The organism is Psychrobacter sp. H25, assembly GCF_059076335.1.
Window position 1 is genome coordinate 183,196 of record NZ_JCACRV010000001.1, and the last position, 21,273, is coordinate 204,468.

The 21,273-nt window shown below is 45.5% G+C and carries 18 protein-coding genes and 1 tRNA gene; 14 read left to right on the forward strand and 5 right to left on the reverse strand.

What is annotated here, in order from left to right; genetic code table 11:
* Positions 1–112: 112 nt before the first annotated feature.
* Complete coding sequence (locus AC5JPO_RS00775) at positions 113–751, reverse strand: TetR/AcrR family transcriptional regulator (RefSeq protein WP_493852045.1); 639 nt, start codon at positions 749–751, stop codon at positions 113–115.
* 355 nt (positions 752–1,106) lie between these two features.
* Here AC5JPO_RS00775 and AC5JPO_RS00780 point away from each other — a divergent pair, with 355 nt between their 5' ends.
* The 5 genes from AC5JPO_RS00780 (at position 1,107) to AC5JPO_RS00800 (ending at position 7,965) form a co-directional block, all read left to right on the forward strand.
* Entirely contained in the window at positions 1,107–2,258 is a 1,152-nt protein-coding gene (locus AC5JPO_RS00780) for an acyl-CoA dehydrogenase family protein (protein WP_319050456.1), read from the forward strand.
* 56 nt (positions 2,259–2,314) lie between these two features.
* The gene (locus AC5JPO_RS00785) at positions 2,315–3,523 is read left to right on the forward strand and encodes an acetyl-CoA C-acetyltransferase (protein WP_493853023.1); all 1,209 of its coding nucleotides are present in this window, start codon (positions 2,315–2,317) and stop codon (positions 3,521–3,523) included.
* Positions 3,524–3,597: 74 nt separating this feature from the next.
* Positions 3,598–5,796, forward strand: coding sequence for a 3-hydroxyacyl-CoA dehydrogenase NAD-binding domain-containing protein (locus AC5JPO_RS00790; RefSeq protein ID WP_493853024.1), 2,199 nt, complete (start codon positions 3,598–3,600; stop codon positions 5,794–5,796).
* A complete protein-coding gene (locus AC5JPO_RS00795; RefSeq protein WP_493853025.1) occupies positions 5,789–6,961 on the forward strand; it encodes a CaiB/BaiF CoA transferase family protein in 1,173 nt (390 codons plus the stop codon). The genes AC5JPO_RS00790 and AC5JPO_RS00795 overlap by 8 nt, the downstream gene beginning before the upstream one ends.
* 299 nt (positions 6,962–7,260) lie before the next feature.
* Entirely contained in the window at positions 7,261–7,965 is a 705-nt protein-coding gene (locus AC5JPO_RS00800) for a hypothetical protein (protein ID WP_493853026.1), read from the forward strand.
* Between the two features lie 115 nt (positions 7,966–8,080).
* On the opposite strand, the gene AC5JPO_RS00805 is transcribed toward AC5JPO_RS00800, so the two are convergent.
* Positions 8,081–8,881 (reverse strand): alpha/beta fold hydrolase, encoded by an 801-nt coding sequence (locus AC5JPO_RS00805; RefSeq protein WP_493853027.1) that lies wholly within the window; start codon positions 8,879–8,881, stop codon positions 8,081–8,083.
* A gap of 444 nt (positions 8,882–9,325) precedes the next feature.
* Here AC5JPO_RS00805 and rluF point away from each other — a divergent pair, with 444 nt between their 5' ends.
* On the forward strand, positions 9,326–10,321 hold the full coding sequence (gene rluF, locus AC5JPO_RS00810; protein WP_493853028.1) for a 23S rRNA pseudouridine(2604) synthase RluF: 996 nt from the start codon (positions 9,326–9,328) through the stop codon (positions 10,319–10,321).
* Positions 10,322–10,390: 69 nt separating this feature from the next.
* A complete protein-coding gene (locus tag AC5JPO_RS00815; protein WP_443526352.1) occupies positions 10,391–10,834 on the forward strand; it encodes an SRPBCC family protein in 444 nt (147 codons plus the stop codon).
* A gap of 75 nt (positions 10,835–10,909) precedes the next feature.
* Here AC5JPO_RS00815 and AC5JPO_RS00820 read toward each other — a convergent pair whose 3' ends face one another.
* Positions 10,910–11,221 (reverse strand): DUF1244 domain-containing protein, encoded by a 312-nt coding sequence (locus AC5JPO_RS00820; RefSeq protein ID WP_493853029.1) that lies wholly within the window; start codon positions 11,219–11,221, stop codon positions 10,910–10,912.
* A gap of 366 nt (positions 11,222–11,587) precedes the next feature.
* Positions 11,588–11,662 (reverse strand) — tRNA-Gly (locus tag AC5JPO_RS00825).
* Positions 11,663–11,921: 259 nt separating this feature from the next.
* On the opposite strand from AC5JPO_RS00825, the gene AC5JPO_RS00830 reads away from it, so the two are divergent.
* From AC5JPO_RS00830 to AC5JPO_RS00840, 3 genes are all read left to right on the forward strand, one after another.
* Positions 11,922–13,592, forward strand: a complete 1,671-nt coding sequence (locus AC5JPO_RS00830; RefSeq protein WP_493842966.1) for an alpha-keto acid decarboxylase family protein — start codon at positions 11,922–11,924, stop codon at positions 13,590–13,592.
* Between the two features lie 189 nt (positions 13,593–13,781).
* Positions 13,782–14,117, forward strand: a complete 336-nt coding sequence (locus AC5JPO_RS00835; protein ID WP_319052153.1) for a GlpM family protein — start codon at positions 13,782–13,784, stop codon at positions 14,115–14,117.
* A gap of 204 nt (positions 14,118–14,321) precedes the next feature.
* Positions 14,322–16,115: a potassium/proton antiporter gene (locus AC5JPO_RS00840; protein ID WP_493853030.1), complete on the forward strand. Its 1,794-nt coding sequence runs from the start codon at positions 14,322–14,324 to the stop codon at positions 16,113–16,115.
* Positions 16,116–16,129: 14 nt separating this feature from the next.
* On the opposite strand, the gene AC5JPO_RS00845 is transcribed toward AC5JPO_RS00840, so the two are convergent.
* A complete protein-coding gene (locus AC5JPO_RS00845) occupies positions 16,130–17,032 on the reverse strand; it encodes a LysR family transcriptional regulator (protein WP_493853031.1) in 903 nt (300 codons plus the stop codon).
* A 250-nt stretch (positions 17,033–17,282) separates the two neighbouring features.
* On the opposite strand from AC5JPO_RS00845, the gene speB reads away from it, so the two are divergent.
* The 4 genes from speB (at position 17,283) to AC5JPO_RS00865 (ending at position 21,262) form a co-directional block, all read left to right on the forward strand.
* Positions 17,283–18,251 (forward strand): agmatinase, encoded by a 969-nt coding sequence (speB, locus tag AC5JPO_RS00850; RefSeq protein WP_443526363.1) that lies wholly within the window; start codon positions 17,283–17,285, stop codon positions 18,249–18,251.
* A 130-nt stretch (positions 18,252–18,381) separates the two neighbouring features.
* Complete coding sequence (locus AC5JPO_RS00855) at positions 18,382–19,728, forward strand: purine-cytosine permease family protein (protein WP_493853032.1); 1,347 nt, start codon at positions 18,382–18,384, stop codon at positions 19,726–19,728.
* Positions 19,725–20,522: a carbon-nitrogen hydrolase family protein gene (locus tag AC5JPO_RS00860; protein ID WP_493853033.1), complete on the forward strand. Its 798-nt coding sequence runs from the start codon at positions 19,725–19,727 to the stop codon at positions 20,520–20,522. Before AC5JPO_RS00855 ends, AC5JPO_RS00860 begins: the two co-directional genes overlap by 4 nt.
* Positions 20,519–21,262, forward strand: coding sequence for an MBL fold metallo-hydrolase (locus tag AC5JPO_RS00865; protein ID WP_493853034.1), 744 nt, complete (start codon positions 20,519–20,521; stop codon positions 21,260–21,262). Before AC5JPO_RS00860 ends, AC5JPO_RS00865 begins: the two co-directional genes overlap by 4 nt.
* The last annotated feature ends 11 nt before the right edge of the window (positions 21,263–21,273 follow it).

Sequence of the window (21,273 nt, forward strand, 5' to 3'; positions counted from 1 at the left end):
AAAAAGCCTCACTTTTTCGTGGGGCTTTTTGGTTTTTTTAATTACGGTTGGTGTGTTGAATACCTTCTTGTGCTAAACATTGAGGCATAAGAATCGTTGTACAAGTATCATATTAAACCTCAGGTTTAGAGATAGCACGCCACAAAATAGTGAATAGTGCATCAAACTCTGCATTTATGGGTGTCTCTGTTTGGCGAATGGTATGCATGAGTCCAAGACGACTGATAAAGCCCATAAACACATCAAAGAGTATATGCAAGGGAACGGTATCATTGAGTACCCCACGATTTTGCCCATCTTCTAGTACCGCCAAAAACGCCCCAATCAGCTCTTTGTTTTCGTAGATTGCGATATTACGTATCCGTGATGCCGACACAGATGAGAGCACCATCACTGCATCTGGGTGCGAGTCGACAAAGTCAAAACACACCCACAGCGTCTTTCGCAGACGATCTTGGACGCTATCGATACCTTGCAGATGATCCATGATACGAGCAGCCAATCTGCCCAGCACAATATCCATAATGGTATAAAACAGCGTTTGTTTGTCGCCGAAGTACTTGTAAAGCGTTTGCAATGAGACGTTTGCAGATTTTGCAATCTGCGCCATCGTTACCTCATTCGCATCAAATCCTGCAAAATCTTGACGAACCGCCTTCTCGATTTTCTCCAAAGTTGCAGGTCGCATATCGGATAGCGAGGCTAGAGCTCGAGTTGGGTTGGCATCATCTAACTGATTGGCGACGGTCATACTTATCATTCCTTATTTATCACTGCCTGTTTATCACTACCTATTCAGCATCGATTATTTATCACTACGTTAAGTCATGGTCTATCTCATGCATAGCACTTGCTAGATATCTGATGATATAGCCTGATTGATAAAAGCCTATTTAATTTATATTTAATGAGTAACGATAATTACTATTTTTACTCATTTGATTGCGAATTTATTTTTCATCACCTAGTATAAGACTCAGTTGTTAATAAATACAATGAATCTATAGTATATATCTAATGGTAATATAAATTACCGTAATTTGTTTTTCTACCAAAATAACGTAGATATCGTTGTTGTTCACTTAACCTTGTCAAGGATAGACATTATGAGTATCGAAAAATTCACTCCGAACTGGATGACCGAAGAGCATCAGATGGTGCACGACAGTGCCCTAAAAATGTTCCAATCTTGGGATTCCAAAGACGAGCAGTGGCGCAAAAACGGCATGATTGATCGCGATGCGTGGGAAGAGGCGGGCGAAATGGGGTTTCTGTGTGCGGCGATACCAAGCGAGTATGGCGGCGGCGGTGGTGATTTTGGTCATGAGGCGGCGCTTATCTACGCACAGACTGAGGCCAATCAGTCAGGATTTGGCGGCATGGTGCACTCAGGTATCGTCGCGCCCTATATTTTAGACCACGGTACTGAAGAACAAAAACAAGCGTGGCTACCCAAGATGGCAACAGGCGAATACATTGGCGCTATCGCTATGACCGAACCTGGTACAGGGTCTGATTTACAAAACATCAAAACCTATGCGATAAAAGATGGTGATGACTACATCATTAATGGTTCAAAGACCTTTATTACCAACGGTCAGCATGCCAATCTGATTTTATTAGCTTGCAAAACAGACCGTGAAAAAGGCGCACAAGGTGTCTCACTTATTATCGTAGAAACCGATAAAGTAGAAGGGTTTGAGCGTGGACGCAATCTTGATAAGATTGGTCTGACGTCGCAAGATACCTCAGAGCTGTTCTTTAGTAATGTACGTGTGCCGCAAACCAACCTCTTAGGTACGGTAGAAGGTATGGGTTTCATACAAATGATGCAGGAGTTGCCACGTGAGCGTCTGATCATTGCGTTATCAGGTATTGGGTCGATGAAGCTGGCGATTAACTTGACCCTAGATTATGTAAAAGGTCGCGAAGCTTTTGGCAAGCCCATCTGGAAGTTCCAAAATACCCGCTTCAAGATGGCAGAGTGCTATGCCGATTATCTTGCTGCTAGTAGCATGTGTGACGCGGCAGTAGATGCCATGTTAGATGGCAAACTGTCTGTACCGCATGCGTCATTGATCAAATACTGGGTTACCGAAAAACAATGTGAAGTGTTGGATGAGTGTGTACAGCTGTTTGGTGGCTATGGCTATATGACAGAATATCCTATCGCACGTCTATACGCTGATGCCCGCGTACAAAAAATCTATGGCGGTACCAATGAGATTATGAAAGAGCTGGCTTCGCGCTTTATGTAGACGTGTCGCTTATTGATTGAAATGATGGTTTGTTTAAAAATAAAAAAGGATTTTTTATGACTGAGAATGCATATATTTATGATGCTATGCGTACGCCACGTGGTAAAGGAAAAAAGGATGGCTCTCTTTATCAGGCATCACCGATTTGGCTAACACGTACCTTATTAAAAGAGATGGAGCAGCGCCACAACTTAGATACCAGCTTGGTTGATGATGTGGTGCTTGGCTGTGTGACACCAGTGGGCGAGCAGGGCTCTGATATTGCGCGTATCGCCGTGATTGATGCTGGCTGGGCACAAAGTGTGGCTGGAGTAACCTTGTCTCGCTTTTGTGCCTCTGGTCTAGAGTCTATCAATTTGGCGGCTGCTAAAGTCATGTCAGGAATGGAGGATATGGTGGTGGCGGGCGGCGTTGAGTCCATGAGCCGCGTGCCGATGGGCTCTGATGGCGGCGCTTGGTACATGGATCCACGCGTCAATGAAGCGACGCATTTTGTACCGCAAGGCGTAGGTGCGGATACTATCGCGACGCTCAAAGGCTTTAGTCGTAGTGATGTCGACGCCTTTGCCACCGAGTCGCATCGCCGCGCTGCAAATGCTTGGGAGAAGGGCTATTACGACAAATCTGTCGTCCCTGTCACCGACCTCAACGGTATGATGCTGCTGGATAAAGATGAAACCATCCGCCCTAATACCAATGTCGAGACTTTAGCAGGTCTTAAACCTTCTTTTGTTATGCCAGGTAAAATGGGCTTTGATAGCGTGATATTGGACCGATATACCACGATTGAAACCGTCAACCATGTGCATCATGCAGGTAACTCTTCAGGTATCGTTGATGGGGCCGCGATTTGTTTGGTCGGTAGTGCTGCTGCTGGTCAAAAAGCAGGTCTAAAACCACGCGCCAAAATCACGATGGCATCAGTTATTGGCTCAGAACCTGCCATCATGCTGACAGGTCCAACGCCAGCTTGCCAAAAAGCCCTCGATAAAGCGGGCATGCAAGCCTCTGATATAGACCTGTGGGAAATCAACGAAGCATTCGCTGCTGTCCCGATGAATACCGCTGATGATTTTGGAATCTCGCTTGATATTGTCAATGTTAATGGTGGTGCAATATCCATGGGTCATCCGCTTGGGGCAACGGGTGCGATGCTAATGACAACCGTCCTCGATGAGTTAGAGCGCCGTGACCTCAAGACCGCTATGATCACGCTATGTGTGGGCGGTGGTATGGGCATTGCCACCATCATCGAGCGCGTTTAACTTCTTTCTCAAATAAAATGAAAAACAAGTAGGCAAAAAACAATAGATAAAGAATCATTTAAGGGATAAAAATGATGACAAACAACCAGGCAGCTAACCAGACAACAGATAGCGTGACAGTCATTAAAGCATTAGAAAACTTCTCCGCCCAGCGTGATGACGATGGCATCGTCACCGTTACAATTGACCAAAGCAAACGCAAAATGAATGTCATCGGTGACGGTTTTACGGAGTCGTTTGCCACAGTGGTCGATAGCGTTATCAATGATGACTCAGCCAAAGGCTTGATTCTCACTTCTGCCAAAGACACCTTTGTAGTTGGCGCAGATATCGACCAATTGGGTAAGATCGAGACAGCCGAGCAAGCATTTATATTAACTGAAGCGCTCAAAGGGAGTTTGCGTCAGCTTGAAACCTCAGGCAAGCCTGTGGTCGCTGCGATGACGGGAACGGCGCTGGGCGGTGGTTTAGAGTTGGCGCTTGCCTGTCATTATCGCATTGCCATTGATACGCCGAAGACTAAGCTTGGTCTACCTGAGGTGAAATTGGGCTTGCTGCCGGGCGGCGGCGGTACGCAGCGCTTGCCGCGATTGGTCGGTATTCAAGTGGCACTAGAGCTGATGACGCAAGGTAAAGAGCTGCGCGTCGCTGCGGCGAAAGACATCGGTCTGATTGATGCGACAGCTATCGATCATGCAGATATGCTGGTGCAGGCTAAGGACTGGATTCAAAATAATCTAAGCGTGCAGCAGCCATGGGATAAGAAAGGCTTTAAAATCCCTGGTGGTGATAGCAAACACCCCAAAGTGGTGCCTATATTCTCCATCGCCCCAGCTATGGCCAATCAAAAATCTCACGGCAACTATCCAGCGATTACTCATATTATGTCTTGTGTGTTTGAGGGCTGTTTGGTAGATATCGATACGGGACTTGAAATTGAGTCGCGTTATTTTGCCGCTTGTGTGCTGTCGACTGAATCAAAAAACATGATCAACACCCTATGGACGCAGCTGAATAATATCAAGAAAGGTCAGTCTCGCCCTCAAGGGTTTGAGCGGACACCGACCAAAAAAGTCGGTATCTTAGGGGCTGGTATGATGGGCGCAGGCATCGCTTATGTCACTGCTAAAGCAGGTATAGATGTCGTGCTATTGGATACAGATATTGCGAATGCTGAAAAAGGCAAAGCGTATTCTGCTAACATTTTGGATAAAGCCATCAGCCTAAAGCGCGCTACCGAAGAGAAAAAGCAAACCCTCTTAACACGTATCACGCCAACCGTCTCTTACGATGATTTGGCTGATTGTGATCTCATCATCGAAGCAGTATTTGAAAACCGAGAAATCAAAGCCAAGTGTACCCAGCAGAGTGAGGCAGTGATTCCAAGCACAGCTATTTATGCGTCTAATACCTCAACGTTACCTATTACAGGACTGGCAAAAGCCAGCACTCGTCCAAATCAATTTATTGGTCTGCACTTTTTCTCACCAGTAGACAAGATGCCACTGGTCGAAATCATCGTAGGCGCGCAAACCGACGATGTGACGCTCGCCAAAGCGTTCGATTATGTTTTGCAAATCGGCAAAACGCCTATCGTCGTCAATGACAGCCATGGATTTTATACTTCCAGAGTATTTGGTACCTATGTATCAGAGGGCATCGCGATGCTGGGCGAGGGTGTCCATCCGCGTAGTATCGAAGTCGCTGGATTAAGAACGGGCATGCCTATGCCGCCCCTGGCATTGCAAGATGAAGTGTCACTGAGTCTAGCGTTACATGTCAGCGAGCAGCAGCAGGTGGATATGGCAGCCGAAGGCAAATCTGTCACTGTGCGCCCTTCTTACGAGATACTAAAGACACTGGTCAATGAGCATGGGCGCGAAGGCAAAAAAAATGGCAAAGGGTTCTATGATTATCCAGAAAACGGTAATAAGCATTTATGGCCTGAGCTTATCAACTTGTATCCACCACAGTCAGAGCAACCCTCACAGCAGGACCTAGTTGATCGCTTAATGTTTATTCAAGCCAATGAATCTGCGAGATGCTATGAAGAAAACGTCGTGCGCTCGGTCGCCGATACCAATATAGGGTCTATCTTTGGCTGGGGATTTGCCCCGCAGCACGGCGGCACGCTACAGTTTATCAATGCGATGGGCGTCGATGAGTTCGTCAAGCGTAGTCGCGAGCTGGCGGCAAAATATGGTGAACGGTTCGAGCCTGCCAAGATATTGTTAGACATGGCAGCCAAAGGCGAGGCGTTCTCTGATGACTGATGTACATGTATCAAATCATGGTCAAATGACAGATTGTCTACAAGGGTTACGAGTCGTCGATTTGACTCGTAACCTACCAGGGCCCTTTGCCACGCGTCTGCTTGCAGATCTAGGGGCAGACGTCCTAAAAATAGAACCCAAACAAGGCGATCCTGCGCGCGTGTTTGGTGAGCTATTTGCGGCTTTAAACCATGGTAAGACGACTGAGAAGCATGACTTTCATGATCCTAAAGCGATAGACAGTATAAAAGCACATCTTAAAAATGCTGACGTGATGCTAGACAGCTTTCGTCCAGGTATCCTTGCGGACATCGGACTAGATGCCAAGACGCTTCATACTATCAACCCAAAGCTAGTCATGGTGTCGATTACTGGTTATGGTGTGGCAGGCAAAGACACAAAAGAAGAGTCTCACGGAAAAGAAGGTGTGCATCTAGAAGGTGCTTACTTAGAAGACGCCCACTTAAAAGATAACTCTCAAGTAACTCATCATTGGTCTGACAAGGCCGGTCACGATATCAATTTCATGGCTATGAGCGGTGTGCTTGATCAGTTAAAAACAGCAGCAGGCGGGCAGGCCATGCCCAACATCCAGTTTGCGGACTTGGCAGGTGGTAGTGATACAGCAGTGATTGCGCTACTGGCTGCTGTGTTTGCCGCCCAGCGTACCGGCAAAGGACGACATATTGCTATTAGTATGACGCATAGCCTTTATAATCATATGGTCATGCCAAAGGTAACCGGCAAGTTAATCAATCGTTTGTCAGGTGATACTTCAGCAACGCCGCCTATGCCGCAGCACGATTTTTTAGGTGGCGCATTGCCATGTTACCGACTGTACCAAACCGCTGACCTACGCTATATGGCCGTTGGTGCATTGGAGCTAAAATTTTGGCAAGGTTTATGCGAGGTTTTGGATTTGCCTGCCCTTAAAGACATACATTGGCAGCTTGGGGTCATGCCAACTACGCCTGAAAGTCAAACAGCCACCAAAACAATGGCGGAGACATTCGCCAGTCAGACGCTTGAGCATTGGCAGGGCGTATTTGCAGCAACGGATGTCTGTGTGACGCCTGTATTGAATTTATATGAAGCTAAAGCGCATCCATTATTTGCACATCAAGACGAGCATCATACAACGTCTGGATGGCAGCAAATCAATTAACGACTAGTATGTAAGTAGCTTTAGCGAAAAGTGAAAGTTGGATTAGCGCTTGAAGGCGATACCAAGCCGCTGCTGGCTAGTATCGTCTCTTTAGTCTGTACCATTTAGACTGCCTGTCTAAAGTAAAGTGATTGAACGTGTATATTTATAACTGTCTATCTAAAATCGTCTGAATAAGAGACAATATACATATAGAACCTAAGGCACTATGATATTCACAAATCACGCGCTTAAAGGTTTAGCTAGTTCGATACTTACCGCTATTCAACACATTAACTTAAGCAAAAAGGCCGTTCTGAATGACCACAAATAACCCATATAATTTCCTACCTTTGCAGCCTACTGGTAGAAATGAGAACGATACTGCCAATACCTATGCTCCTGAAGATATGATCAAAATATATGAGCAGCAGTTCCTTATTCAAGTACCCGAAGACAAGCTGACAGAGTTTCTGCCAGCGCTCAAAGCGTTTTATGATATTGATAATCATACGTTAGATGTTAGTGCTATTATTTTCGATGCAATCGCAGACTCTGCTATTATTTATAATCACAAAATCAAAGTAGGCGACTATCAACTGCTGGGCGGACTGGTAGAGGAAGCGATTGAATACGACGAAGACGATACAAGCGCGGATAGTGTGGAAGGTGAAGAGATCCAAGCCTACACGTTAGAGTGTCAGCGTAAATTTTTTATTAATGATATAGAGATACCTTATCATTTCAATCTATTTATCTACGGCGATGGTTATTCTACATTGACCAAAAAAGACACGGTACTCGAAAAGATGTATTGGTTCGTTAGAGGTCGATTCGAAGAAGACTTATTAGATGATGCTGAAGACAACGATAGCTTAGCGTCTATCAATAAGCAACTGGCTGAGTTAGGTATTCGAGAAATGGACCTGACAACTATAGATGAAATGGTCAGCTATGTAGAAAACAGTATCATAGACGATGCCATGGTAGATGAGTTAAATAGGCTTTTAGATGATGCCGAGTAAGGTGAAGCACTATCTTGTAAGATGAGTAGTCACTTGGTACACCACAAAAAAGGGCGCTTTAGATTATAGATCTAAAGCGCCCTTTGATTGCTATGGTTAAGTGCCTCTCGTATCATTACGAATGTGCTGAGATGAAGTCGGCAATAAACTTATTTACGATTTCTGGCTGCTCAAGTGCTACGGAGTGACCGGCCTTTGGAATGACAAACATTTTGCCGTCTGCTACCTTTTTAACAATATTTTCTGACAGGGGTACTTCATACGCATGGTCTTGCTCACCTGCTAATACCAGCATAGGTACCTGACAGCCCTCAATCTCATCTAGTATACCTGTACGATGAATAACGCCATCGGCACTACGCGCAATGTCTGGTTCTAGCTTTAGCATATGTTCGCGCCAGTACTCACGCTCGCTTGCTCGAGAGGCATCTGCCAAGTAATCATCCCCAAACATTATGTACATAAGCGTATCGATAAATGGTTCAGTACCTTGTGCACTTAATCCTTCTACCAAAGGTGAAAAATCGGCTAGTTTGTACTCAAGCTCTCCGCTAGATCCAAGTACAATACAACCCTTTAATAAATCTGGGCGACGAGCGGCTAAACGTAGCGCAATAAATCCGCCCATAGAGTTACCAGCGAAGAAACAAGGTCCTAGCTCAAGCGCCTCAATCAAAGCGATAGCATCGTTGGTGTGGGTATCCATATCAACGCTCACAAGCTCTGAACGCGCACTCTGACCTTGATCTCGATCGTCATAACTTATAATGCGAATGGTTTTAGATAACTGCTCTATCTGATGAACAAACATTTTGTGATCAAAAAATAGCGAGTGACTTAGTACCAATACTGGCGCATTTTTAGGACCTTCATCGCTATAGAACAGGGTGGTTCCGTTGACATTAATATTTGGCATGATCTTTTCCTTGTGTGAACACTATTGAGTCTGATAACACGCACAATAAACAGAGCGTCATATCTACGTTGTGTGATATCTGTGTTAATCCTTTAACCTTATTATTTGTATCAGAGTTCTTTGGTCATTGAAAGCGATGAATGGTAAGACAGTCTTTTACTGAAGTAAGCATCAAAGTTGATGGGTTGTATCAGTACCATTGTCATTATAAAAGGTACACTACGAATGACTCCGTATACGCCTGTCTGAGAGTCGCTATCATTAATAAGTTGCCTTACTGCTATTTACGATTACACGACTCTGTATATATTTCTAGGTTTTTGCCCATCTCTGTTCAAAGGGTTGCTGGATTTCCTATATAATGTCAGCAGTCTCGTTATAGACGTCCCATTCAATGTAGACTTTTTTAGTAAAAATACTCCTTATCAGGTAAAACGGTGCTTTATGTTTAACGCTTCCTCGACTCGTCTAAATAAATATATCAGCGAAAGTGGTATTTGCTCACGGCGTGACGCTGACCGCTTTGTGGAACAAGGTAACGTATACATCAATGGCAGGCGTGCGGCGGTGGGTGATCAAGTGGTCGCTGGCGATACCGTAAAAGTAAACGGACAGCTGATTGAGCCACGAGAGCCTGATGATTTTGTATTTATTGCTTTGAATAAGCCCGTGGGTATCGTGAGCACGACAGAAAGCTCTGAGAAAAACAATATTGTTGATTTTGTCAGACATGGGGTTCGTATTTTTCCGATTGGTCGACTGGACAAAGACTCTCAAGGACTGATCTTTTTAACCAACAATGGCGACCTGGTCAATAAAGTATTGCGTGCTGGTAACAATCACGAAAAAGAATATCTGGTCACGGTCAATAAGCCGATAACGGACAGCTTTATTGAAGGGCTAGCAGGTGGCGTGCCGATGCTGGGCAAAATGACGAAAAAATGCCCCGTAACTAAAGTTGCGCCCAACATATTCAATATCACACTCATTCAAGGTCTGAACCGCCAAATTCGCCGTATGTGTGAGCATTTTGGTTATGATGTCGTCAAGCTTGAACGTACACGAGTTATGAATGTCAGTCTGAAAGGACTCCCTGTAGGCGATTGGCGAGACCTCACGCCAAAGGAGTTAACTGATTTGCTTAAGGCTGTAGAGAACTCTTCGTCACAAGATAATCATTCAGGCAAAAAATCTCGTAAAGCGCCAAGAAAAAAGCCTTATAACGATACCTCATCCAAGTCAAAACCATCTTCAAAATCGGCGGGCGCTTCAAAAGGGCGCAACAAACATGCTAAGGATGATGCCAGAAAGCCCGCAGGGTCTAAAGGCAGAGATGGACGTCCCACTGGTCGCGGCAAGAATGCTGGCGGCAATGGTAAGCCCACTACAAACGGTAAGCGTCCCTCAAAAGGTCGAGGGGCTAAGCGCTCTTCACGTTAACATCTGATTGCTTTACTTATTTTGAAATGCCAGTAAGCTAAATAATTCTAACCTTAACGAGACACTATTATGTTTAAAATAAAAGTAGAACGCATTGTCAAAAAACCAATTGATGACGTTTTTGAAGCCTTAAGCGACCATGCCAGCTATGGATCATTTAAAGCGGTAGGAGTAGCTAAGTTAGTCACTGAAGGTGATGAGGAGCGCAATGGCGTTGGCGCTTTACGCACCATTAAGACAGGACCTGTTAAGTTTTGGGAGCGAATTACAGCGTTTGAGCGTCCTACTCATATGCAATACCAAATCGAAAAATCTAAACCTATCAAGATGCGACACGACAAAGGCGTCATTGACCTAAAAGACTTGGGTGATGGCACTACACACGTGACGTGGGTATCTGAGGGTCGGTTGACAGTACCATTGCCATTAGTTGGTCGTCTATTCGACCGTCAAATGCAAAAACAAGGAACCATAGGGTTTAGTAGCATACTCAAATCTATAGAAAACCGCTAATCTAGTAGTCATATGAGCTCGTCTGATGTAACTTACAGGTAGTGGCTATTTTATTTGAGCCGCTACCCGTTGGCTTTAATTGGTTTTGTTCTTGGTAGCTTCAATCTCATTAAAGCGCGCTAACTGCTCTGGCGTGGCTTTTTGTTGATATTTCTCTTTCCACTCAGCGTAAGGCATACCATAAACGAGCTCGCGCGCATCTTCGTAGTCGATGTCAATACCACGCTCTTCACCCGCAGCTTTATACCATTTAGACAAGCAATTACGACAAAAATCAGCAAGATTCATCAGCTCGATATTTTGTACATCTTTACGCTCATCCAAATGCGCCAATAAGCGACGAAATGCCGCAGCTTCTAATTCGATATTTGATTCTAACTTTGCCATAAGGTTTTCCCTAATTGTCGTTGAGCTATTTTAAAACTAGATGATACTAATGATATAAACATTGCGCAACCTGTGTTGGTGTATCAAAAACGCGCAAAATAAACTCAACCATAGTAACGGTTTATCAGCTTAAAGCTTTCTAATTACAATATAACTCTGACAGTTGGAATTAGCTTTTCGCTTTAAAAAGTTAGCTTGAAATGGTTACGTTCTGTTCACGGTGATTTTCTTTAGTAGCTCTATTTGCGTAGCAACTGGATTGTTTAGTCCATACTAAAAATCGCTACAAACCCCGAAAATTAGACAAAAAAAAGCCTCATTTCTTATGTAAGAAATGAGGCTTTTAGTGCTCTTTCAAGCCATATTTGGAGCGGGAAAAGAGATTCGAACTCTCGACCCCAACCTTGGCAAGGTTATGCTCTACCACTGAGCTATTCCCGCTAATTATCAATTGACTATCGTCAGTTGATGAAGGCGTATTATACGCAGTTTTTTTTGGGTGTCAACACCTATGACGAAAAAAATTAAAGTTATTAAAATAGGCATGTCCTCTGCCCACAAATGTATGTTATAACGGTTTATTATAATATGTATTCCAAAAGCTTTGCATATATAAATAAGCTGGAACGCATTTTATACTTTCGCTTTAATTACATTCACAGTTATCAATACTTATAAAGATAAGTCATAGGGATAAAAAATGAGTCAACAGTATACCATCGCTGATTATTTGTTTGATCGTGTTGCAGAAGCAGGTGCTTCTGAGATATTCGGCGTACCAGGTGATTTTAACTTAACTTTTTTGGACAATGTACTTGCCTCTGATAAGCTACGCTGGGTAGGTAACACCAATGAGCTAAATGCAGGCTATGCGGCCGACGGCTATGCACGCGAGCGTGGGTTTGCCGCTATGGTAACGACCTTTGGCGTAGGGGAATTATCCGCTATTAATGCGACGGCAGGTTCTTTTGCCGAGTACGCGCCTGTATTGCATATCGTAGGGGCACCAAGCACCGCTTTGCAAGATTCAAAGCGCCGTATTCATCATTCGCTGGGCGATGGCGTATTCAATCATTTTATTAAGATGGTCGAGCCTGTGACGGTAGCACGAGCGCAGATTACCCCTGAAAATGCCGCCTCAGAAATTGATAGAGTCATTCGCTTGATTCTCAAAAAGCATCGTCCAGGTTACCTACTGCTTTCACCAGACGTCGCGCGTCAGCCTATCTATCCACCAACGACCAAGCTGATCGATAGTCAAGAAGATATCACCAGTCAAGCGGCATTATCGGACTTCAAGCAAGCGCTAACAGAATTTTTGCCAAATAAGACCACCACACTAATGGCAGATCTGATGGTGCATCGTTTGGGCTTACAGCCACAGCTCAAAGCGTTAATCGCTGACACCGATATTCCTTATACCACGCTGTCTTGGGGTAAGACCTTACTTGATGAAAACAGCGATCGCTGGGCTGGGACTTATGCAGGTGTTGCCTCACGTCCTATCGTCAAAGATGCGGTAGAAAACTGCGAATGTCTCATAAAAGTAGGGGTGCAATATACGGACACCACTACCGCAGGATTTAGCCAAGATATTGACGAGAGTATAGTAGTCGACTTGCATTATGAGCGTGCTTCTATCAGTGGAAAGAACTTTGCACCGATTGCCTTGCAAGATGCGTTACAGGCCTTGCATGAAGTCATGACCTCTGGCATTAATATCGTACCAAAACCATTCTGTGAGCCAGTTAAGCCGCATGAACAAAAAGGCGGGGATAATGAGGCGATTCGCCAAGACGACCTATGGCATATCATTGCTGACTGCTTAGATCGTAATAACCTAGTGTTCTCTGAGCAAGGAACAGCATACTTTGGTATCAGTGATGTGCGTCTGCCAGAGGGCGTGACGTCATATGGGCAGCCAATGTGGGGGTCGATCGGCTATACGTTGCCAGCCAGCTTAGGTGCAGCGGTTGCCTCGCCAGATAAGCGCAGTGTTTTATTGATTGGTGATGGTTCAGCACTACTTACTATCCAAGAACTGGCGGTTATGATTCAAGAGCGTATCAATCCAGTCATCGTCCTAATCAATAACGATGGTTATACGGTGGAGCGCGCCATCCATGGCGAGAACCAATACTACAACGATATTCCTAAATGCGATTGGCAGATCATGCCAAAAGCGTTTGGTGCAACCGAAGCGAATAGTGTATTGCTCAAAGCAGAAACAGCAGGCGAGCTAAAAGCGGCTTTAAACAAAGCTGCCGCGACTACCGATAAGCTCGTAATGATAGAAGTCATCGCTGATAAGCATGATATTCCGCCATTGCTAGCCGATATTAGCGCCGCACTAAAACCAAAGAAGGATTAAGTAACTTGTAAAAGCTTACTTAATAAAAGCGAAAACCCCATTTAGCAACGTCGCTAAATGGGGTTTTTGCGTTTTTTTATCACCCTAGTCAATTAATCAGCGATGCCTCTTATTTCAATTCGTAGACTCTAGTATCATGGCTGATTGGGCTATGTTTAGCCTTTATATTCAATAGGAGATAACCCCGTCGTGATTTGGTTAAAAATGCTTATTGGCGCGTTGATGGTACTGGCTATTCAATTATTTGCACAAACTCGGTTCTTTTATTTGGCTGCACTTGCGCCGCTGTTTCCTACCTTTACATTGATCAGTCACTTTATTGTTGGTACTGAGCGTAGTCCCGCAGATTTAAAGGTCGCGTTGATATTTAGTATGCTGGGGGTCATACCGCACCTGATTTATACCTTTGCCGTATTTTTTAGCATCAGTTATATCGGACTGTATAAAGCACTTCTATTAGGCGTCGTCGCTTGGCTGATTGCAGCGGCAATTTTGGTATTAGCATGGCAGTATATTCAGACGTAAAGTTTTATGATAGAGAGCACTCTGTGAGAATAGGGGTGCTCGATAAGATAGAAGAAGTGTAGATAGGCAAGCAAAAGATTTATGATCTGAGGCTGTCTGGCGTGATGTTTGCTCACAGTGGAATAACGCAAATATTTTGGCAATCGATTACTATTATGCTGCACCACATACTAATATAACAACGATAAAAATAGGGCTTCAAAAATGGATACCTTAAATATCCTATACCTTGTAGGGTCAGTGCTAATCTTTGCCAGTATCATGGCGAGCACATTGTCGGCACGCTTAGGTGTGCCACTGCTACTACTATTTTTGATCGTCGGTATGCTGGCAGGTGAGCAGGGTATCTTGGGTATTGAGTTTTCTCAATATGGGATTGCCAACTTTGTGGGTCAAGCAGCGCTCGCCTGTATTCTATTAGACGGTGGTTTGCGTACGTCCTTTAAATCATTTCGGGTCGGTCTAAAACCTGCGATTACCTTAGCGACATGGGGCGTGCTGATCACCGTGCTGGTGCTCGGAGTGTTTGTCACATGGCTACTCGATGTCGATTGGCGTTTTGGTCTATTGATGGCGGCGATTGTGGGCTCGACCGATGCGGCAGCGGTATTCTCTCTATTGCGTAACGGCGGCGTCAAGCTCAACGATCGTGTCCAAGCCACGCTTGAGCTAGAGTCTGGTGCCAACGATCCCTTGGCTATTTTATTGGTGACAGGTTTGATTGCCTTGAACGTTGATCCCGCTGGGCAAACGGTCTTTGGTTTTTTAGTTTTACTGTTGGAGCAGCTGGGCTTTGGGTTAGGGATGGGCTTGATTTTTGGTTATCTGCTATCTCGGCTGTTGCCCAAGATACATCTGGCAGAGGGTATGTATGCCATTTTGATACTATCAGCAGGCTTGGCAGTGTTTGCCGCGACCAACTTGATTGGCGGTAGTGGGTTTTTGGCAGTGTATCTGACAGGGGTGCTAATAGGCAATCACAAGGTACGCTCAACCGAGCATGTGATGCGCGTGATGGACAGCTTTGCTTGGCTATCACAAGCGGTATTATTTGTGGTATTGGGACTATTGGTCACGCCATCAAACGTCCTTAATGTCTGGCATTATTCAGTGGCGATAGCGGTCTTTATGATATTTGTTGCCCGTCCTATCGCGGTCTATACGAGTGTGAAGCCATTCAAGTTTAAAGACCGCGAGATTGGGTTTATCTCTTGGGTTGGTTTGCGCGGTGCGGTACCTATTACCCTTGCTATTTTGCCTGTTATGGCGGGTATAGATAATGCCTTTATGCTGTTTGATATTGCGTTTGGGGTTGTGGTGTTGTCGCTCATATTACAAGGCACGACCATTCCTACTATGGCAAATTTGTTTAAGGTACGTATTCCGACCAATAAAGACCCGAAAGAGGAACACGAGGTCTGGGTATCAGATAAGGCGAGTATTACTTTATACGAGTTTGAAGCGCAATCAGGCGCATTTGCCATTGGTCGTCATCCTATGGGAATATCTAGAAGCATCAACCCCGATGAGATCAGCATCTTTGCACTGGTGCGGGGACAGCAAATTGTTGTGGTGGACGAAAACACAAAGCTAAGATTTGGCGATAGCGTCTGGTATGCTATGCGCGGCAATCACGCGAGCAAAATCGCCAAAATTTTTAATGATACGACACTAGATCGTAAGGCTATCGACGATTTTTATGGCGATTGGTTGCTGTCACCCAGCGTCAAACTCGGGGACTTACCGTTTTTTGCAGAAGTAATGGCGTCTGATACGTTAGTAAAAAAGCTGAAAAAGACGGATAACAATAGCCAAGATGACATGTGGGAGCAGACGGTCGATGAGTATGTCACATCACACTTAGGTACCGCACCAGTCTCAGGCGATACCATCGTGGTAAATGACGAATGGTCGTTGGTTATCAAAGAAGTGGGTGATAAAGGCAAGCTAAGAAGCATCGGTCTAAAGCATCAACAACCGTCTACTGCAGAAATATAATAATTACTCTATTTTTATAGCAAGTTCATCATCTTGTTTAAAAAATCAGCCGCTTGCTTGGGCTGGTTTTCCCGGTATGCCCAGTGATGCTCGACGTCATAGCTTGCCTCATTGGGTAGTAGTATCTTCATCAGCCCCATACCCTCATAACGCCTCGCCAGATCACGTGGTAAGTAGCCAACATGATGGCCTGCAAGGATAAGCTGCGCCGTCGCCTCCATATGGTAAGTGGTGGCGCTCAAGGTTTTGGGTCGGATGTGATTAATATGATGTTCAACCACATAGCCTCTTTTTATCCATGGATAATTTTGCTCTAAATCCTCAAGTGTCAAATCATCTGAGTTATAAAAAAGCCTATGCTCGCGTCCGCAGCAGACCACTTGCTTTTCAACAAATGCCGGTTTAAATGTCAGTAACGGTGGAAAGCTGCCAAAATAACCCACACCGATATCGCTCTCGTTACTTACGAGCTTTTCTAACATGCTCTCAGGACTTTGTACGTCGATAGAAAAGTGAATCAGTGGGTTATCACGGTAGCTGCTGGCAAGACGCTGTCTAAGCGCGTCATAAAAAAACTTGGGCATCTGATCAATCAAGCACAGCCTGATATGGCCCCCGTGTACTGAGTCTAATTGCTTAATGTAATGCAGCTGATGCTGAAAACTTGCGACTGATTCGGTAAAACCCAAACATGCCTCATAGACCGCCGCACCGTCCTCCGTTAGCTTAAACCCTGCTCGACCACGGTGACATAATGTCATGCCCAAACGATCTTCTAAATGAGTGAGATGACCACTGATCACCGAGGTTGTGACACTCAAACGTGACTGAGCGGCAGTGACGCCTTGGCACTCCACGATAGCCATAAAGCTACGTAGTGTTTTGATGTCTATTTTTATCAGCTCATCTAATATCAAAATCGATTCCTTTTTTCAATGACGTACTGTCTTAACGTTGTCCTGCCTCGACGATGTATCTTTTTAGCCGCTGGTATCTGATCAGTATTATTGCTTCTACACTTCTGGTAATAACCAATAAAGACACTTTACTACGAAAAACCAAAAGTTTACTTCTAAATTTTACCATGGTTCCTTCCCTTATATTTATGTATTGTCAATCGTATGTAGCAAATTGTGTATATAAACAAAACGGACAAGGAAGTAACTTATGACATTCAATCAACCATTAAGCGGCAACGACATGCCAAGATTTGGCGGCTTTGCTTCTATGATGCGTCTGCCAACTCAGGCTGATGCTGAAGGCTTAGATGTGGCATTCGTTGGTGTGCCTCTAGACATTGGTGCCTCCAACCGTAGCGGCGCTAGATTGGGCCCTAGACAGATTCGTGATGAGTCAAGAATGATTCGCCCTTATAACGTCGCCACGCGTGCGGCTCCCTTCGAGTCACTACAAGTGGCTGATATCGGCGATGTTCCTATCAATACATTCAACCTGCTAAAAAGCGTTGATATCATCGAAAAATTCTATTCAGAAAAAATCGTTAAGCATGGTGCCATTCCGCTCACGCTAGGCGGCGATCATACCATCGCACTACCTATCCTGCGTGCACTCGCCAAAAAACATGGCCCTGTCGGTATGGTGCATATCGATGCCCATGCTGATATCAACGACGACATGTTCGGCGAAAAAATCGCTCATGGCACACCGTTCCGCCGCGCTGTGGAAGAAAACCTAATCGATGGCAACCGTGTGGTACAGATTGGTCTGCGCGGTACAGGTTATAGCGCCGAAGAGTTTGACTGGTCGACCCAGCAAGGCTTTCGCGTCGTGCCTGCTGAGGAATGCTGGTATAAGTCGCTTGCACCGCTCATGGCAGAAGTACGCGAAAAGCTCGGCGATGGTCCTGTTTATTTAAGTTTTGATATTGATGGGATTGACCCTGCGTTTGCGCCTGGTACGGGTACTGCTGAGATTGGTGGTTTGACCTCCACGCAAGGTATCGAAATCATTCGCGGGATGCGCGGTCTTGATGTGGTCGGTGGTGACTTGGTCGAAGTATCACCACCATATGATCCATTTGGCAACACCTCTGTACTGGCGGCAAATCTGCTATTTGAGATGCTATGTATCTTACCAGGCGTACGCTATGACGATAAGGTCAAAGCCGTCTACTAAGAGCAGCCGCTTATTAGTTAGAGCTGCAGATAAAGCAGCTATCCGAATAGGGTATGTGAGTAGATAAGGACATGGTTATCAGCGTTTTTGAGCCGCTGGTATGAATGCAATTTGGTTAAGGAAGACCCCAATGAGTAAATCCGCTTCGTTTTTTGGTCAAGACACACTCTCTCCAAATGAGGCTGGACAAAGTCTAGGCTCGATTGGTACGTTTGCGTTATGGTTTGGTGCCAATATTGTGGTCACGACCATTTTGACGGGCATGTTACTCGTACCTGATTTACAGTTCACGACGGCTATCACCACCGTGCTCATTGGTTCATTGATTGGGGCGATTCCGCTGCTGTTGGTCGGTCTAATGGGGCAGCGTACCGGACTGCCATCGATGGCGTTGACGCGCCGTGCTTATGGCCCCGTTGGTAGTCAATTGATCTCGTTAGTAAATATGGGTGTACTGATTGCGTGGAGCTGTATTCAGGCGCTATTGGCTGGCATGAGTCTTGATTACGCGGTTGAGGCCACCACAGGTTATAGTAACTTGCCACTGTTTGTGATTTTGTGCGAGACCGTGGTGGTGCTCATCGTGCTGAGAGGTCACCTCGGCATTGAGCTGGTTGAACGCTGGGCCGCATTGGCAATGGCGGCGCTTACCGTTATAGTGCTCTATCAGTTAAACCAACATTACGATGTTTCAAGACTGTTTGAGATGCCTGTTGAGTCGCGTAATGGCATTACCTTAGGAATCGCCTTTGATATTGTCATTGCTACTGCTTTTTCGTGGATGTCGTCTGCCGCTGATTACAATCGTAATTGTAAGTCCCCAAAAGTAGCCATATGGGGTACATATTTTGGTTACATTGTGGCAGCCATCGTTGCCATGGGGTTGGGCGCGACCATCTCAGGTCTGTCTATCATGTATGGTATGGAGCAGACTTATGATCCAACGCGTTTGCTTGCTGATTTTGGTTTTGGTTTGCCAGCCGCACTGGTTATTTTCTTCTCGGTCATGACCACCAATGTTATGGCTGTCTATAGCGCCACATTATCCTGCATGAATATCAAGCCTAATATGAGCTTTTGGAAACCTGCCCTTATCATTGGCTTGGTCACCATTTTTGGCGCACTGATTCCGGGTATTTTGGATCAATTCCAAAACTTTCTACTGATCGTAGGCGCGCTATTTATTCCCGCATTCTCCGTTATGATTGTCGATTATTACCTTGTTAGTAGAGAAGGCTATACGGCAAAACTGCTTGATGCGACTCATCAGTTGGGACGTCCTACTGCAAAGATTGCGATTGCAGCTTATGTGATAGGTGCGGCTCTAGCGGCTTATTGGACATTGATTGCTCCGCCGTCGTTTGGTGCATCGTTACCCGTCTTTATTATTACAGGTGGACTCTACTGGTTAGGCGCGACGGTGTTTACCCGTCCGAATGATGCCAGTATTTCCGCTAACGAGGAGCCATCATTATGAAACTGATGATTGCTCAAACCAATCCCTTATGGTCTGAACCAGTCGCTAACCTAGGCGCACTAGAGTCGCTTTGCCGCCTAGCTGCAGAAGCAAAAGTAGTTCTGCTCGCACTGCCAGAGCTTGCATTTACAGGCTACAACATCTTTGAGCGTCTTGATGATTTAGCGGAAGCGATCGATGGGCCAATTGTCACTGAGGTGGCGAGACTTGCTAATCAGTACAACTTACATGTGTTATTTGGTCTCGCTGAGCGGCGAAATAGTGGTGGGCTGAGTAATGTTGCCGTTCTAATAGACGACAACGGACAGCGCCTTGCCACTTATGACAAGCGCTACCTGTGGGATCGCGAACACGAGTTTTTTACAGCAGGTAAAAATCCCTGTGTGGTCGATACGCGTTTTGGCAAATTAGGCTTGATGATTTGCTATGACAACGAATTCCCAGAAGTAGCTAGAGAGCTTGTGCAAGCAGGCGCGCAGATCATCCTATCACCGACAGCCAATATGCTGCCAAATGCAGAACGTCAGGTGCTTCAAGTGCGCGCTCGCGCCATGGATAATCAATGCTTTGTCGCTTGTATCAACCGCTCGGGCATAGAAGAAAACCTTCATTATTGTGGAAATAGCATTGTCGCCGGTCCCGATGGTGAGGTGCTCGGCAGACTTGGCCTAACGGCTGGTACGATGATCGTCGATATCGATTTCGCCCGTATTGATGAAAGCCGTACGCACCAAAACTATCTCAGTGACTTAAATCTCAGCCGCTTGGATATTTCTAATGGAGCTGACTTATGAGTAAACAATCACTAGCGCGTATCAAACCAGAGAACTGGTATCGCACCACCGCGCATAGCGATGGTGTCACGCTCATCGATGAGCCGTGGATTAAGCCGTTTTTTCGCTGCAATCTGTGGCACGTGCGCGGCAGCCAGCGCGATTTGTTAGTCGATTTTGGATTAGGGGCAGTACCGCTGCGTCGCCATGTCGCTTTGCTCAGTGATCGCGATATCGTGGGCGTTGCCAGTCATACGCATTTTGATCATATCGGCGCTGCCAGCGAATTTGACTGCTGTCACGTCCATTCTGCTGAAGCCCATATTCTCGCTGAGCCAGACAATGCCCGTACGTTGGCAGATATGTTCGTCAATGACGAGATGTTTGACGCGTTGCCGCCCGAGCCTTACGCTCATTGCGGCTACAAAATCGCAGCACCCGCCAAAATTATGCCATTAGAAGATGGCGACATGATCGACTTGGGCAATCGTCAATTTGAGGTGATTCATACGCCTGGTCATTCACCAGGCGGTATCGCCTTGTGGGAAGGGGCTAGCGAAACGCTGATCTCAGGTGATCTTATCTATGATGGTCCATTGATCGAAGATACATGGCACAGTGACATGACTGACTATGCCAAGAGTATGCGCCGCCTCAATGCTCTGCCTGTGCGTGTCGTTCATGGCGGTCATTTCCCCAGTTTTTCAGGCAAGCGTCTGCATGTGATGATTGATGATTGGTTACGCCATCATGATTTGTGATTGAGCGCATT

What these genes read in the sequence shown, in the direction of transcription:
- AC5JPO_RS00775 (WP_493852045.1), bottom strand. Translation starts at nt 751, where the DNA reads ATGACCGTCGCCAATCAGTTAGATGATGCCAACCCAACTCGAGCTCTA.
- AC5JPO_RS00780 (WP_319050456.1), top strand. Translation starts at nt 1,107, where the DNA reads ATGAGTATCGAAAAATTCACTCCGAACTGGATGACCGAAGAGCATCAG.
- AC5JPO_RS00785 (WP_493853023.1), top strand. Translation starts at nt 2,315, where the DNA reads ATGACTGAGAATGCATATATTTATGATGCTATGCGTACGCCACGTGGT.
- AC5JPO_RS00790 (WP_493853024.1), top strand. Translation starts at nt 3,598, where the DNA reads ATGACAAACAACCAGGCAGCTAACCAGACAACAGATAGCGTGACAGTC.
- AC5JPO_RS00795 (WP_493853025.1), top strand. Translation starts at nt 5,789, where the DNA reads ATGACTGATGTACATGTATCAAATCATGGTCAAATGACAGATTGTCTA.
- AC5JPO_RS00800 (WP_493853026.1), top strand. Translation starts at nt 7,261, where the DNA reads ATGACCACAAATAACCCATATAATTTCCTACCTTTGCAGCCTACTGGT.
- AC5JPO_RS00805 (WP_493853027.1), bottom strand. Translation starts at nt 8,881, where the DNA reads ATGCCAAATATTAATGTCAACGGAACCACCCTGTTCTATAGCGATGAA.
- rluF (WP_493853028.1), top strand. Translation starts at nt 9,326, where the DNA reads ATGTTTAACGCTTCCTCGACTCGTCTAAATAAATATATCAGCGAAAGT.
- AC5JPO_RS00815 (WP_443526352.1), top strand. Translation starts at nt 10,391, where the DNA reads ATGTTTAAAATAAAAGTAGAACGCATTGTCAAAAAACCAATTGATGAC.
- AC5JPO_RS00820 (WP_493853029.1), bottom strand. Translation starts at nt 11,221, where the DNA reads ATGGCAAAGTTAGAATCAAATATCGAATTAGAAGCTGCGGCATTTCGT.
- AC5JPO_RS00830 (WP_493842966.1), top strand. Translation starts at nt 11,922, where the DNA reads ATGAGTCAACAGTATACCATCGCTGATTATTTGTTTGATCGTGTTGCA.
- AC5JPO_RS00840 (WP_493853030.1), top strand. Translation starts at nt 14,322, where the DNA reads ATGGATACCTTAAATATCCTATACCTTGTAGGGTCAGTGCTAATCTTT.
- speB (WP_443526363.1), top strand. Translation starts at nt 17,283, where the DNA reads ATGACATTCAATCAACCATTAAGCGGCAACGACATGCCAAGATTTGGC.
- AC5JPO_RS00855 (WP_493853032.1), top strand. Translation starts at nt 18,382, where the DNA reads ATGAGTAAATCCGCTTCGTTTTTTGGTCAAGACACACTCTCTCCAAAT.
- AC5JPO_RS00860 (WP_493853033.1), top strand. Translation starts at nt 19,725, where the DNA reads ATGAAACTGATGATTGCTCAAACCAATCCCTTATGGTCTGAACCAGTC.
- AC5JPO_RS00865 (WP_493853034.1), top strand. Translation starts at nt 20,519, where the DNA reads ATGAGTAAACAATCACTAGCGCGTATCAAACCAGAGAACTGGTATCGC.